Genomic DNA, 13,486 nt, shown 5'->3' on the forward strand with positions numbered 1-13,486 from the left:
TTTATGGTCTGCGGGCTAACGCCAATTAGTTCGGCAATCTTACGCCGAGAATACTCGTCGTGATTGAAGTAGACCTCAATGTTTCCGCGCTCTTTCAAAGTTAAGTGGTGACCCTTAGGACGATTCATGGTAAGCTGTTCTTGCATCAAGACGAAGACCTCTTTCATTGTTTGTGTGAGAACTCCAATGATACCTGAGATTTACGTCTTGGTGTATTTATTTTGTCCTAAATTCTAAGTGGCTAACTTGATTATAAAATTCGCCGAGTTTTCTTAAACGCTTAAAGATCAATTCTTTTGAACTGGCATCTACTGCACCTGTGGGTTCATCTGCAAAAATTATTCTTGCATGTGTCACTAATACACGCGCAATAGCCACTTTTTGACGTTCTCCACCAGACAAAGTATCAACAAAACTTCCTAAGTCAGCCGTAAAATTCATACTCTTTAGTAGATCTTCTACTTCAGACTTACTGATTTTTTTACCAGATAGACGCAGTGGCAATACAACGTTCTCAAATACGGGTAGTGCCGGTACCAAATTATAAGACTGAAAGATAAATCCAATATCTGTGCGACGCATCTTTGCAATTTTAGATGGCGATAAACGATATGGATTTATTGAATTAATAATGACCTGCCCTTCAGTTGGCTCCAGAAGCCCTGACATGCACTTAAGTAAAGTTGATTTTCCACTACCGGAGGGACCAACAATGCTTAAAAATTCGTTTGAATGAGCCGAGAAGGAGATGTTATTTAGTATGCCTACGCTCTTACTCTTGTCTAAAACAAAGCTTTTTGAGATTCCTTGAACCTCGATTAGTTTTTCATTCATTGATTAACCCTCCCACAAATTTAACATCAATTTTAAACATCTAACAACTTTCCATTTTCCAATAATAGCTTTTCCGTATATCTGGTTTCTTTATTATCAAAATGATGCGCAACTTCAATTACCGGCTGTTTAAGATTAAATAGAATATCTCGGATTAGGTCAGCGTTCTTACTATCAAGATTAGCAGTAGCTTCATCAACCAAATATAGAGATTTGTTCCGAATTAAACCTCTTGCTATCTCTATTCTCTGTTTTTGACCACCAGAAAGCAAGGCTCCCTCTGGCCCACATTCCCGAGATAAGGCTTCAGACATGCCTAATTCATCGTACAGATGGACTTGTTTTAAAACAGATACGACTTCATCTTCGGAAAATTTAGTATGCTGAAACAACGTAATATTATCCAACGTTGGGCCAGTTGCTTCAGCTTCTTTTGGGCTGACCTGGTACCTTTACTTTGGAGGAGACATCGATTCTCCAACAACTTCTTTCGCCAAAGTAGGATCTTCTGGCCATCAAAAAAAGTAGTCTTTCCCAAATGGTCGTATGCGGTAGCCAAGAAGCGTAAACCGCGGTCAATATCAACAATCTGGGGACTGTCTTCTCTGTCAAAATCAGCTACATCTTTAGTGATGCCAATGTGTAAGAACCATTTTCCTTGGTTGTGGATCAGTTTTGCATTCTCTAGCTTCCAACCATTTTGAAAATACTTTTCAAAACCTTTATTGGTAAAGGCTAGCTTCGTTCGCTTCCCAAAGGTGGTGATGGAAATCTGGGCCATGCCGTTGATGAAGGAATAATTACTCTGACGGACCAAATCAGCTTGAGGCCGCTGAAAATTAATCGGCTTTTCCAGCCACGTCAAGTCTCGCGAACCTTGAATCCACTTGTTGTCGGCTGCCTTGTAGCGATAAGAATGTTGTCTCATTTGTTCCTGAACCGTCTTGTAACGGGCAACAACCGTGCGAAAGACCGACTCCATCTGACTATTGAGCGCCGATCCTTGTCTAAGCTTTTTATACAGATGGTTATTTATTTTCAACCAACTCAGTGGAAAGTCGTGATCAAAGACCCATTGGCTGACAATGTTCGCTAATCGTTGATATTTTTGGGTCATGGCTAGAAATTCATCGGCTAAAAACGCGTACGGAGATAGGTTCCGTACACGCGCTTTGGTCGATAATTAGCCTAAAATGATTGCAAACCAGGTTCAATTAATTTCCAAACAAGCTCAAACCGATGTTCATAGTCCGACGAGTTCCAAGTGTCCTTGAAGTTGGGCAAGGTGAAGACGGAAAAGGCAGCTAAAATCGTTTCCGCACGTTCATAGTTGGTGTCGTGGTAGTCGAGTAGCTCGTCGATGGCCTGGTAGGCGCTGGTAAGTACTGTGCGGAGGGCCTCTGGGTTGTTGTCGATGTATTGGGTGTTGAGCGTGAACATCTGCGGGTTCGTGTTATACGCCTGCTTTTTAGCATTTACGAAGGCCCAGAGCCAGGCGTGTAGCTGTTCCTTGGGTAGCAAGGTGGTGTCGACGGTGATCTTCGTGATAATGGTTCGTTGGAACCAAGCAGCGGAAACAGCTTCCCATAGGTCGCGCTTGTTTTGAAAGTGTTTGTAGAGGGCGGCATGTGTGATGCCAAGTTCCTGGGATATTTGATCCAGAGTGACTGCGGCGTCACCGGTTTGCGTGATGAGGGCTTCGGCGACAGCGATAATTTTGGTGCGAGTAAGTTGTGACATCGGTGTTGGTGACCTCCTTGAAGAACTTTCTATCTAGTGTAGCATAAACTAACCAAAAGTAACTTTATTTGACTTTTGTTACTAAATACCGTACACTTTGACGAAAGTTACAAAAAATAATAAAAGTTACCAAGACATGCAAGGGGGATCATTTTACTATGCAAGCAGCACAATTAGACAAGTACCAGCAGGATTTCAAGCTCGTCGTGCGAGAAATTCCAACGCCAGAGATTACCGATTCGGAGGTCCTCGTCCAGGTCAAAGCGGCTGCCGTCAATCCCTTGGACATGTTGATTGGGACCGGGAGCGTCAAGCTGATTCAGGACTATGCGCGACCGATCACTATGGGGAACGAACTGTCTGGCATCGTGACGGCCGTGGGTAAACAAGTGACTGATTTTAAAATTGGTGATGCCGTTTACGCGCGGTTACCGCTCACCAAAATTGGGGCCTTTGCCGAATACGTTGCGGTCGACCAGCAGGCGCTAGCGCTAATGCCACGGGAGATGGATTTTGAGCACAGCGCCGCAATTCCCTTGACTGGTTTGACCGCCTACCAAGGATTACACGAAGAGTTGGGTGCCCGGCCTGGCCAATCGATGATGATTCCCGGTGGCTCCGGTTCATTTGGTCAAATGGCGATTCCAATTGCTAAAGCGATGGGCATGAAGGTCAGCGTCAGTGGTAACGCTCGGGCTAAGGAACAACTTTTGGCGCAAGGGGTCACGACCTACTTTGACTATCATAAAGAGAATTATTGGGAACGACTCGCTCCTGTAGATTATGTGATCGATACCATTGGCCCTAACGAATATGCCCATGAACTGCAAGTACTGAAGCGCGGGGGCCGACTGCTATCCCTGCGGATGGGACCTAACCGACAATTCGCCAAGGACCACAAATTACCGTTTTGGAAGACAACGCTCTTTACCCTGGCCGGCCTGAAGTACGATCGACAGGCTAGACAGGTTGGCGGACAGTACCGGTTTATCTTCGTCAGAAGTAATGGTCAACAGTTGCGAACCATCACTAGATTGGTAGAAGAAGCACGTATCGTGCCACCGATTGACCCGACGCCCTTTAAATTAGCCGATATCAACGAGGCACTTAAGCTAGTCGCCACGGGCCACCCTAAAGGGAAGGTCTTGATTCACTTTTAGCGGGTTACTTTTAAATATTTTTACGTGGAAATTTAAGGAGTTGAGCGGTGAGTTACACCAGGTCAGCTGCCTTTTGGCCTACGTTTCAGCAACGTAAATTTGGAGATACCAAAGGAGTCTGGGGCTTTATTCCAGACTCCTTTTGACGTTGGGCCATTTTCAATGGGAAAGCGACGTTACCGCGCACATTGCGGCGACTGTCTTGGTGCGTTACATCAGTTGGTTAAAGAGAATCTGACCGGTATCAGAGGTCAGGAGGCCAGCCAGTAGGTTGAGGATGGTGGATTTACCGCTATCACTGGGACCAAGAAGCGCAACCAGTTCGCCGGTCGGAATGGTGCAGGTAAAATTATTGCGTACGGTGGTGTACTGATTGTAAGACAGCGTTGCACGCATGAGAGGCCCCTCCTTTCCAGATGCCTATTTTCAATCGGTGCACAGTCTGTTTCATTAGAGACTATTGCGGAAGACGGTGGTATCAATATATTTGCTTGTAGATGATTTACCGGTCTTCACGGATATACCGAAATAGTTGCTGGGAGATACCGTCATTTAAAAATACCCAAGTGGCGGCAATCGTTGATATAACAATATTTGTAAGGCGTTTTAGTTTGACCTGATGACGGCTTCTGCTAAAGTTGGGATTAGAAAATAGCACGTGATTAATTTTGGGGATAAGGGGAATGGCACATGCAAAAGGGAATGAAGCGGCACAGCTTTTTGGGGGATCTGTTGGCAATTCTAGGGATTGCTATCGTCCTTTATGGGATGGAATTTCAGGTGATGATTGCGGCGACGTCGGCATTAGTGGGTTTTGCCTTGATCGTCTTTAGTCAAGACGTCGGCCGGTCACTATTTAAGTAATGATGAGGAGAAGTTGATGATGGCAAAATGGTGGTTGGCAACGCGAACCGTTTTATTGATGTGTTATTTGTTATGGTGGCACTGGGTGTTTAGCATGGGAATCTATCGTGGACTGTGGAGCTGGATCGGCCTCTTACTCATGGTGGCTGTAGGGGTCGGCGATCACTACTATCATCAGCGCGTCTACACAGCGAAGAGTTGGTTGTGGGTGGGATTGACAGATACTATCGTGGCCGTCACGGCGCAGTCGGCACTGAATCTGATCTTTGGATTTGTGTGGTACCAATCGATCATTCTGGTAATCTTCGTGATCAGCCATAGTGCTCACGTTTATCGGCTAGGCAGGACGACCGATAAGTCCGATTTGTCTTAGAGAAGCAGTTAAAATACGCATACGCGATTAAAATTGAGTTTAGAAAACGGCCGACCAGCTCGTTAACCGGTTAAAAGATGGTAAAATTAACCCATTAACACGTATAACCGCAATGACGGTTATCGAGGGGAAGGTATAAGTTGAAAGTGACCATACTTTTAGTAGAAGATGAAGAGGGACTGCGAACGCTACTGAGTGCTGAGCTTGGTTTTGAGGAGTATACCGTGATTCCCTGTGCCAGTGGCGAAGATGCCTTGGCTCAGTTTACCCAACATCAAAGTGAAATTTCATTGATCATTTTAGATTGGATGTTACCAGGAATTGATGGGTTGGGTGTTTTGCGCAAGATTCGCCGCCATTATGACGTGCCCATCATCATGATGACCGCTAGAAATTATGTGGGCGATAAGGTCTCCGGTCTAGATGCAGGGGCCGATGATTACATTACCAAACCGTTTGAGACGGAAGAACTGTTGGCGCGTATCCGGGTTATCTTGCGGCGAAACGCGGTCAAAAATATCAATGATAAGAAGTTTCGAGTGGGCCCCATCTCACTAGATACCAAGACGCGACAAGTTTTCGGTAACGACGTGGAGATTCAGCTGACCCAACGCGAGTTTGACCTCCTGCTGGTTTTTATGCAACATGAAAATGAGGTCATGACTCGTGATGACCTGTTAGATGCAGTATGGGGAACCAATTTCGAGGGACAGATCAACATTGTTGATGTTTACGTCCGCTACCTACGAAATAAGCTGAAGGCCGCTATTTCTGGTCAGCTGATTCAGACCGTGCGGGGCGTCGGGTACAGATTGACGGGCGATGGCGATGAAGAAAACCATATTTAATACCAGTGCCGCCAAGATTACCAAAGTTTATGCGCTGCTACTGCTCGGTATTACCGTGATTCTGAGTAGTGTCATTATTTCCGTTGTTGGGCTGAAACAGTTTCAGGTGCAACGCCACGAAGCGTTAGGTATCGTCCGCGGCCTAAAACGTAGCTTTATTGCGAATCGCAATGATTGGTACTGGTGGCGGATGGGAAGCTCGATGGATACCGAGACGACCTTTGTTCGCATTAGCGTGGCCCAACAGGGGAAGAAGCAACGTTATCTGTATTCACCCAATGCGAAGGCTTTTTTGGCCACTAAGGGCCGAGAGTCAGTCACACACATTACTGCCAATACGCGCTATGCGTCGCAGACGGGCTTATTCTACCATGTGCGGGATTCGGACCTGTCGACAAATAAGACAGACCCGAGTGTGCGTTACGACATTTGGGTCAAATTGAATGGGTTAACGGCCTTATTATGGCTGTTGGTTCGACTGATCTTACTGATAGCACTGGTGTTTTTGATTATTGGGACCTGGTTTATTTATCTGCTCGCCCGTAAGCTGAACCGGCCGTTGGTTGGGCTGACTGGAGCGACCAAAGTGATCAATCAAGACATTTCAAATAACTATGAACGGCAGTTGCCGGTACCAGGTTCGCCGCAGGAAGTGCACGACCTGACCGTGGCGTTCAATCAGTTACTGCAATCCTTGAGTGATCAGGAACAGGCAGACCGGCACTTCGTTGCCAATGCGTCCCATGAACTAAAGACGCCAATTGCGACGATTCGTGGGTACGTATCCCTGGTTGATCGTCGCGGGACGGCCCATCCCGAGGTTATCCCGACCGCGTTAAAGTACATTGACCAGGAGTCGGAACGCATGCAGCGACTGGTTGAGAGCTTGCTGAAACTTTCGCGGGCCGATCGACTGGAATTAAAAACAACCGGGGTTGATTTAAGCACAGTCGTTCAAGCGACCGCAATGCACTATGAGGAGTCCATGGTGCGCGCAATTGTCACCAAAATTCAACCGCAAGTTATGGCGCAGGTCCATCAAGACAGTATTGAACAGATTCTGGTAAGCTTACTGAATAATGCACAGAAATATTCACCAGAAGAAACAGCGATTACGGTTAGCCTGACTGCTGATGACCATACTGTTAGTCTATCTGTTGCCGATCAAGGGATTGGCGTACCGGATGATCAAAAGAAGTTGATTTTCGGGCGCTTCTACCGGGCCAGTAGCGTACGGAATAGTGTGGCTGGCAATGGCTTAGGCTTAGCGATTGCGCAACAGTTAGTGACGTTGAGTCATGGTAAAATTGTGGTACAGGATAATCAACCGCAAGGGAGTATTTTTGTAGTGACATTGCCGCGATGACGGTTTCTGAGAAATTCTCAGTTTTAACTCTTTTAATATAGATAGAATCCCTAACGATTACTGTGTAGAATTAGTCTCAGTTAATCGGAAAGGGATTCTTTTCGTTGACGTGGCGAATAAAGCATTGGCAATGACAATTGCTTAGGGAACGATTGTTGTTAACGATGTGACGGTCAAAGGGTAAGCAGAATAGAAGAAGTTATGGTTATCGGGGCAAAGAATATGAGATTAGGCGATGTAATCATGGGGATGATGTGCATCGCAAGCAGTTATCGACGGAAGCGGGAAAGAGCGAAGCTGGTTGGATAGTTGGGCCTGATTGGGATTGTGGCCTGTAGTATCTAGGCAACCATGGCGGGGAAACTGAGCTGGGGAACTCGGTGACATGGCGAATTAGTTCTTTCAAAATAGTTGTGGTGTCACGTAGCCGGTGGAGATGGTGGGGGCTATCTCGATTGGTGGGTAGACTATCTGGGTCTTAACAGCGCATTTAGAGAATGATAGGGTAACATTTTAGGAGCTGAATCTAATGGGATTCAAGCTCTTTTTGCGTGCGATGGCGAAGCGCAATATTTCCAGTAATGACTTGGCCGAACGAGTGAGGATTACACCGACTAATCTATCAATTTTGAAGACTGATAAAGCTCGGGCTATCAGTTTTTCAACCTTGGAGAAGCTGTGTGCGGTATTAGCTTGCCAGCCCGGAGATATCTTGATGTATGTATCAAATGACTGTTAAGGATGAGGGAAGCTGTGGCGATGACCATGGTTTCCTTTCTTTGTGTATAAATGCAGAAAAAATGATAATAGTTAATACTAGAACTAAATTCGTTGTTCATAATGTTTACACAATTCAGCACTTTTCATTTTCTGGTAGTAGTTTTTGGATATAAAAAGTATTATATTCGCTATATATCATTGGGAAGCGTGCCGTCAAAGTGAAGTGATGGCCGCTGACCGAAGTAGCTGAAGCTGTCGTGCAAAGATTAATGAAGAGGGTTTATTAATGACATGGTCTCGTTGGCAGGTGCCACCATTTATCACCAGTGTGTTCTTTGTTCTGGGTGTGCTGACACTGTACTGGGTCTCATATAACTGGATTGCGTCTTGGTTCCATGCCAGGCGGATCAACGTTAAGGATGATGATGTCAGTACGTGGTACGGCATTATTTACATGCTAGTCTTCGTCTTTGGTATTCAAACGTTTATTGTCGGGACCACCGATTCCTGGCAGTTTATGAACTTTCAACTGATTGCGATGATATTCTGCGCGTACTTTTTAAATATTCGCGTCCGCTATTACTTTTTCTTCCCGATTTTATTTATCTATATGATTTTTAACGGTTCAATGGGCTATTGGCAGTCGTGGGGGCATGCCTTTACCATGATGGCTTTCTTCTGGATTCTAAACGTGATTCGCGTGAGGTATCGTAGTAGCCGCGTCGCTCCACTTGTGTATCTCCTAGTTGCCGTGCCGTTTGGTGGGTTGCTCTGGCTCTGGATGAAGTTAAAATTTAATTTTTCCTGGGTCACATTGGGCCAAGAGTGGGCGTACCTAATCATCTTTGAAATTCTGCTTTATACGTACGTGTCGATGATTACGCATGATAGCGAAATCAGGATGCGCTTAGCACGATTCGCTAGCCACGACGCGTTGACCAAGACGGAAAATTTTGCGGCCTATACCGATACAATGGATCACTTCTTTGAGGATAGCACGAAGACGGGTGCACCACTCTCCATGATGATGTTTGATATTGATCACTTTAAGCACATCAACGACACGTATGGCCACTCGGTGGGCGATGAGGTTCTTCGGAAGGTTGCGGAGACGGTCCAAACGGTCATTGCGGCTAACGACTCCAAGGTGCGCTTTTACCGCACCGGGGGCGAAGAGTTCAACTTGTTATTTCCCGGCTATGACGTGACGAGAACCAATGCCATCGTTGACCAAATCTTTATGGCAGTTAACCACTTAGAGATTCATGCCGGGGGACAGGTCATTCAAGTTTCCATTTCGGTCGGCGTCTCCGCCATCACGGGTAACGATCAGTCACCAATGGACTTCTACAACCGTGTTGACCAGAACCTGTACCATTCTAAGCGTAACGGTCGCATGCAAGTGACCATAGCTTGATTTAGTAAAATAAAAGGGCCTCCTTCGAGTTTGGTTACTGCCAAAACGTAAAGGAGGTCACTTTTTATTTGGCTATTAGTACCACGAAGGTGTGACCGCTAGCTCTTGATAGCTAATCCAATTGCTGTTTAAGGGCCTTAATCTGCTTATCAAAATAATAGGTTGCCACCACATCACACAGGATAACCAGTAACAAGACCCCTTGCACACCAATCCCTAGTCGTAGCTGACTCGGGATTACCGTTGGAAACAAGCTATTACCGACGCAGAGTAAAAACAAGATTGTCGAACTCAGTATGGGACCGCCAAACTGTTGTTTCCGCTTTTTTGCAACCGCTGCTAAAATTTCATTTTTCTTATAATCATCCACAATATCAGTCCCCTTTATCAGTAGTTGATCCAAGGAGAGATGGTATAACTGACACAAACTGATCAAACTCTCAATGTCCGGAAAAGTTTTCCCCGTTTCCCAATTAGATATCGTCTTAGTGGACACAAATAGCTGCGCTGCCAATTGTTCTTGCGTCCAGTTCGCGGTTAATCTTTTCTGTCTTAATAGTTTATTTAGTGCCATCTCTCTTGCTCCTCACGTTAAGCTAAATTAGGAATCCCCACCACCCAATATAGGTTATATGTTACTGATTTGTCACTAGAAGGGTGTTTCTAGTAGTCGTCAATCCTTGATTTGACAGGATTCTTACTGAAATTTTATTGTGGAAATTAAAGCAAAAACGGTTAGATCCATTTATCAAGGCGCCTAACCACATTTCATGGACGACCGGCGACAACTATCGCTAATCATATAAGGAGGGTTGACTTCTTACTTAATCGAGACCAGCATTTTTTAGTTTAAAGTGTATTATCTTGATAATATGAACAAATAAGCACGAAAAAAGATCAAGTCGTGTTTGTTTGACCTGATCTTTTTAGGGTATGGTGTTCGGGGTCGTTTTCTTTCCGATTACTATCGTCAAGCAATCAGAAAGGGAACGGGACGACCAATACAAGCTTCGATAACGGCTTGAGCGGTATCGAGGTCGGCTTGACTAATGAGAACCATGTTCGGATTGCCGGCGGTTGCTTGTAATTTGACGGGATGATGTTGGGTAACGGCTTCTTGAATGAGCTGGGTTAATCGAGTTGGGTGACGTTTTTTTTAGTTTCCATAGGACAGACCTCCTGCGGTTAAATTGCTGGGTTTTTGGTTGGATTTTTAGTCAAAGATAAGTGGCTAAGGTGCCGGAACACCCTTGCTATGAGTACCAGAATAGACTATTTTGACGAGCAGTTCACTGGGGGCGGTCTTAATTTTTTCTGATAAACTCTCAGATGACGTCGGTTCCTCCGGTTCTCAGCAATCGTTGAGGGGTCTGTGAATTTTGATTTTGCCCAACGATATTTAGGAATCGTGATTGTATCTCGGCCTAATTTGTGCTAATCTGACAACAGTTGAATAAAACTAAAAACGATAGAAATGGTCAATGACGAGTCGATCACGGGTGTTTAGCGAGCTAAGGAGAGTGAGAGCTTAGTCAACCGCCCGATTCGGATAACCCCATTTTTGTTGCCGGCTGAAATCTGGTGAGAGTAGGCTGAGCCGTTACCGCGACGTTATTGAGCGGGGCGTATGTGATGTACGTTTATTAAAGTTGGTTTTGAATCAAAAACAATTTGGGTGGTACCGCGGAAGACTCTTTCGTCCCTAGTTTCTAGGGATGAAGAGCCTTTTTTTATGGCCACAGAAGGAGAGTAAATGATGACAGAAGTTTTAGTTAAAGATCTATTTGGCGAAACGCATTTTGCCGAAAGTGAAGAAGTTGTCTTACACGGTTGGGTGAAGACGGTGCGGGGGTCTAAGCGCGTTGGTTTTATTGAATTAAGCGATGGGTCAACAATCAGAAACGCCCAGATTGTGATGAAGAGTGACATCGACAACTACGCCGAATTAACCAAGTTACCCCTGAGTTCCACGATTAAAGTGGTGGGGACGGTTCTGTACACGCCAGACGCCAAGCAACCCCTGGAAGTTCACGCCAAAGAAATCGTGCTAGAAGGGGCTTCAGACAACGATTACCCGTTGCAAAAAAAGAAGCACTCTTACGAATACTTGCGGACAATGGCCCACTTGCGTCCGCGGACTAACACGTTCTACGCTGTGTTCCGGATCCGCTCATTGGCTGCGTTTGCTATTCACCAGTATCTGCAAGGCCACGGCTTTACCTACGTGAATACGCCAATCATTACCAGTAGTGATAGTGAAGGGGCCGGTGAGATGTTCCGGGTCACCACGCTGGACATGAATAACCTGCCTAAGACGGATGATGGCAAGGTCGATGACCACGAAGACTTCTTCAAGAAGGAAACGAACCTGACCGTTAGTGGCCAGTTACCAGTTGAAGCCTTTGCCTTAGCCTTACGGGATGTTTACACATTTGGGCCAACTTTCCGGGCAGAAAACTCCCATACAGCTCGTCACGCCTCAGAATTTTGGATGATCGAACCAGAAATGGCCTTCGCTGACCTTCAAGATGTGATCAACGAGTCCGAAGGGTTGCTAAAGTACGTCGTTAACTACTTGCTGGACAACGCCAAGGATGAACTGGACTTCTTGAACGGCGCTGTGGATGAGGGCTTGTTAGAACGTTTACACCAAACGACCAACGAAAAGTTTGCGCAGATTACCTACACACAAGCCATTGAAGAACTGGAAAAGGCACCGGTTAAATTCGACGTTCCTGTGTACTGGGGACTCGATCTACAGGCAGAGCACGAACGGTACCTGTGCGAACAGGTCTACAAGCGACCAACCTTCCTGACGGACTACCCTAAGGAAATCAAGGCTTTCTACATGCGCGATAACGACGACGGCAAGACCGTTGCTGCCGCAGACTTGTTGGTTCCACGGATTGGAGAATTGATCGGTGGAAGTCAACGGGAAGAACGTTACGTTGAAATGGCCGAGAAAATTAAGAATCACAACTTACCACAAGAAGAATACCAGTGGTACCTAGACTTACGGAAGTACGGTGAAACGCCGCACTCCGGTTACGGCATCGGGTTCGAACGATTACTGATGTACGTGACTGGGATGGAGAACATTCGCGACGTCATCCCTTACCCACGGACACCGGGTAACGCTGAATTCTAATTGAGATGAAAAAGACTGGGACATAACTCAAAAAGTTGCTCCTTTCAGAAGCGTTAGATTCTGAAAGGAGCAACTTTTATTTACGCCACTATGGTGCCGAAACGTGGGACATCAGGCAGTTTGTTGTGCTTAACCCGATAGCAAAAATTATGCCAGAGTCAGGCATAATCTCTGCTATCACGTTAATGCTCGCAAACTAACCGCCTGATGTCCCACTCTCTTTTGTTACGCATCTAATCGCTGGCACAAGGTGACATCGTTCAACACATCTTGTAACGTAATTTTAGCCATTTTAGCCTCTGCGGCAGCTTGAATCTCGGCGTAGTAGCTGGTCAACACCTTGGGCACGGTCTTGCCTACCGGACATTTCTGCGACGTATGCGTGTCGACGTTGAGTAGGGGAACTTGGTTGGGCAATGTGGCATAGATGTCGCGCAAGGTGATGTCGGCAGGCGCCTTGGCTAATGCGAGCTGTGTCGGTCCGTGTGTGGGTGCGAGTAGGTTATGGTGCTTTAAGTTGGCCATGATTTTACGAATTAAACTGGGTGACGTTTCAAGGCTGCTGGCGATTTCCTGACTGGTCATTTTTTGGCCTTTAAAGTAGGCAATGTAGACCAGAACGTGGATGGTGTCGCTAAACTGTGTGTTAGCCATGTGATCCCCTCTCTTTCCGTTCTTGTATTATATTCTATAACAGTTTCAGATAAAAATCAGGTAAAAATATTATTAAAGCTAATAAATTGACAATTCAAGGCGAATTTTATAATCAAGTTAGCCACTTAGAATTTAGGACAAAATAAATACACCAAGACGTAAATCTCAGGTATCATTGGAGTTCTCACACAAACAATGAAAGAGGTCTTCGTCTTGATGCAAGAACAGCTTACCATGAATCGTCCTAAGGGTCACCACTTAACTTTGAAAGAGCGCGGAAACATTGAGGTCTACTTCAATCACGACGAGTATTCTCGGCGTAAGATTGCCGAACTAATTGGCGTTAGCCCGCAGACCATAAA

Annotated in this window: 17 protein-coding genes; 9 read left to right on the top strand and 8 right to left on the bottom strand. The window is 45.6% G+C overall.

Annotated features, from left to right (window positions below; genetic code table 11):
• The 5 genes from EKM89_RS12725 to EKM89_RS12745 all read right to left on the bottom strand — a co-directional run.
• Positions 1-167, bottom strand: a 167-nt coding sequence (locus EKM89_RS12725; protein ID WP_164510493.1) for a helix-turn-helix domain-containing protein, incomplete at its 3' end; no start/stop codon positions are given.
• Between the two features lie 49 nt (positions 168-216).
• Entirely contained in the window at positions 217-834 is a 618-nt protein-coding gene (locus tag EKM89_RS12730) for an ABC transporter ATP-binding protein (protein ID WP_125689076.1), read from the bottom strand.
• A gap of 32 nt (positions 835-866) precedes the next feature.
• Entirely contained in the window at positions 867-1,241 is a 375-nt protein-coding gene (locus tag EKM89_RS14370; protein WP_318531006.1) for an ABC transporter ATP-binding protein, read from the bottom strand.
• Entirely contained in the window at positions 1,178-1,951 is a 774-nt protein-coding gene (locus EKM89_RS12740) for a hypothetical protein (RefSeq protein WP_225421889.1), read from the bottom strand. Before EKM89_RS12740 ends, EKM89_RS14370 begins: the two co-directional genes overlap by 64 nt.
• Positions 1,952-2,022: 71 nt before the next feature.
• Positions 2,023-2,574: a TetR/AcrR family transcriptional regulator gene (locus EKM89_RS12745; protein WP_125689078.1), complete on the bottom strand. Its 552-nt coding sequence runs from the start codon at positions 2,572-2,574 to the stop codon at positions 2,023-2,025.
• A 158-nt stretch (positions 2,575-2,732) separates the two neighbouring features.
• Between EKM89_RS12745 and EKM89_RS12750 the strand changes: the two genes are divergently transcribed.
• A complete protein-coding gene (locus EKM89_RS12750) occupies positions 2,733-3,734 on the top strand; it encodes an NADP-dependent oxidoreductase (RefSeq protein WP_125689080.1) in 1,002 nt (333 codons plus the stop codon).
• 210 nt (positions 3,735-3,944) lie between these two features.
• Here the strand turns inward: EKM89_RS12750 and EKM89_RS14375 are convergent, their stop codons facing one another.
• Complete coding sequence (locus EKM89_RS14375; RefSeq protein ID WP_125689082.1) at positions 3,945-4,130, bottom strand: ATP-binding cassette domain-containing protein; 186 nt, start codon at positions 4,128-4,130, stop codon at positions 3,945-3,947.
• 294 nt (positions 4,131-4,424) lie between these two features.
• Here EKM89_RS14375 and EKM89_RS14115 point away from each other — a divergent pair, with 294 nt between their 5' ends.
• From EKM89_RS14115 to EKM89_RS12780, 6 genes are all read left to right on the top strand, one after another.
• The gene (locus tag EKM89_RS14115; RefSeq protein ID WP_164510592.1) at positions 4,425-4,598 is read left to right on the top strand and encodes a hypothetical protein; all 174 of its coding nucleotides are present in this window, start codon (positions 4,425-4,427) and stop codon (positions 4,596-4,598) included.
• A gap of 16 nt (positions 4,599-4,614) precedes the next feature.
• Positions 4,615-4,971 carry a hypothetical protein gene (locus EKM89_RS12760; protein ID WP_164510593.1) on the top strand — a complete coding sequence of 119 codons (357 nt, stop codon included), beginning with the start codon at positions 4,615-4,617 and terminating at the stop codon, positions 4,969-4,971.
• A 140-nt stretch (positions 4,972-5,111) separates the two neighbouring features.
• Positions 5,112-5,819, top strand: coding sequence for a response regulator transcription factor (locus EKM89_RS12765; RefSeq protein WP_125689086.1), 708 nt, complete (start codon positions 5,112-5,114; stop codon positions 5,817-5,819).
• Positions 5,800-7,185 (top strand): HAMP domain-containing sensor histidine kinase, encoded by a 1,386-nt coding sequence (locus EKM89_RS12770; RefSeq protein ID WP_164510594.1) that lies wholly within the window; start codon positions 5,800-5,802, stop codon positions 7,183-7,185. The genes EKM89_RS12765 and EKM89_RS12770 overlap by 20 nt, the downstream gene beginning before the upstream one ends.
• 529 nt (positions 7,186-7,714) lie before the next feature.
• A complete protein-coding gene (locus tag EKM89_RS12775; protein WP_125689090.1) occupies positions 7,715-7,924 on the top strand; it encodes a helix-turn-helix domain-containing protein in 210 nt (69 codons plus the stop codon).
• Between the two features lie 267 nt (positions 7,925-8,191).
• Complete coding sequence (locus EKM89_RS12780) at positions 8,192-9,322, top strand: GGDEF domain-containing protein (protein ID WP_125689092.1); 1,131 nt, start codon at positions 8,192-8,194, stop codon at positions 9,320-9,322.
• Between the two features lie 112 nt (positions 9,323-9,434).
• Here EKM89_RS12780 and EKM89_RS12785 read toward each other — a convergent pair whose 3' ends face one another.
• Positions 9,435-9,896, bottom strand: coding sequence for a helix-turn-helix domain-containing protein (locus EKM89_RS12785; protein ID WP_125689094.1), 462 nt, complete (start codon positions 9,894-9,896; stop codon positions 9,435-9,437).
• Positions 9,897-11,078: 1,182 nt separating this feature from the next.
• On the opposite strand from EKM89_RS12785, the gene asnS reads away from it, so the two are divergent.
• Entirely contained in the window at positions 11,079-12,470 is a 1,392-nt protein-coding gene (gene asnS, locus EKM89_RS12790) for an asparagine--tRNA ligase (RefSeq protein ID WP_125689096.1), read from the top strand.
• A 225-nt stretch (positions 12,471-12,695) separates the two neighbouring features.
• On the opposite strand, the gene EKM89_RS12795 is transcribed toward asnS, so the two are convergent.
• On the bottom strand, positions 12,696-13,124 hold the full coding sequence (locus EKM89_RS12795; protein WP_125689098.1) for an Rrf2 family transcriptional regulator: 429 nt from the start codon (positions 13,122-13,124) through the stop codon (positions 12,696-12,698).
• Positions 13,125-13,319: 195 nt separating this feature from the next.
• Between EKM89_RS12795 and EKM89_RS12800 the strand changes: the two genes are divergently transcribed.
• Positions 13,320-13,486, top strand: a 167-nt coding sequence (locus EKM89_RS12800; protein WP_164510493.1) for a helix-turn-helix domain-containing protein, incomplete at its 3' end; no start/stop codon positions are given.

This window comes from Levilactobacillus fujinensis, assembly GCF_003946335.1.
GTDB classification, from domain to species: Bacteria; Bacillota; Bacilli; order Lactobacillales; family Lactobacillaceae; genus Levilactobacillus; species Levilactobacillus fujinensis.

Coding starts and splice junctions, on each gene's coding strand:
- EKM89_RS12780 (WP_125689092.1), top strand. CDS start 8,192: ATGACATGGTCTCGTTGGCAGGTGCCACCATTTATCACCAGTGTGTTC.
- EKM89_RS14115 (WP_164510592.1), top strand. CDS start 4,425: ATGCAAAAGGGAATGAAGCGGCACAGCTTTTTGGGGGATCTGTTGGCA.
- EKM89_RS12745 (WP_125689078.1), bottom strand. CDS start 2,574: ATGTCACAACTTACTCGCACCAAAATTATCGCTGTCGCCGAAGCCCTC.
- EKM89_RS12760 (WP_164510593.1), top strand. CDS start 4,615: ATGATGGCAAAATGGTGGTTGGCAACGCGAACCGTTTTATTGATGTGT.
- EKM89_RS12785 (WP_125689094.1), bottom strand. CDS start 9,896: ATGGCACTAAATAAACTATTAAGACAGAAAAGATTAACCGCGAACTGG.
- asnS (WP_125689096.1), top strand. CDS start 11,079: ATGACAGAAGTTTTAGTTAAAGATCTATTTGGCGAAACGCATTTTGCC.
- EKM89_RS12730 (WP_125689076.1), bottom strand. CDS start 834: ATGAATGAAAAACTAATCGAGGTTCAAGGAATCTCAAAAAGCTTTGTT.
- EKM89_RS14375 (WP_125689082.1), bottom strand. CDS start 4,130: ATGCGTGCAACGCTGTCTTACAATCAGTACACCACCGTACGCAATAAT.
- EKM89_RS12740 (WP_225421889.1), bottom strand. CDS start 1,951: ATGACCCAAAAATATCAACGATTAGCGAACATTGTCAGCCAATGGGTC.
- EKM89_RS12770 (WP_164510594.1), top strand. CDS start 5,800: ATGAAGAAAACCATATTTAATACCAGTGCCGCCAAGATTACCAAAGTT.
- EKM89_RS12795 (WP_125689098.1), bottom strand. CDS start 13,124: ATGGCTAACACACAGTTTAGCGACACCATCCACGTTCTGGTCTACATT.
- EKM89_RS12775 (WP_125689090.1), top strand. CDS start 7,715: ATGGGATTCAAGCTCTTTTTGCGTGCGATGGCGAAGCGCAATATTTCC.
- EKM89_RS12750 (WP_125689080.1), top strand. CDS start 2,733: ATGCAAGCAGCACAATTAGACAAGTACCAGCAGGATTTCAAGCTCGTC.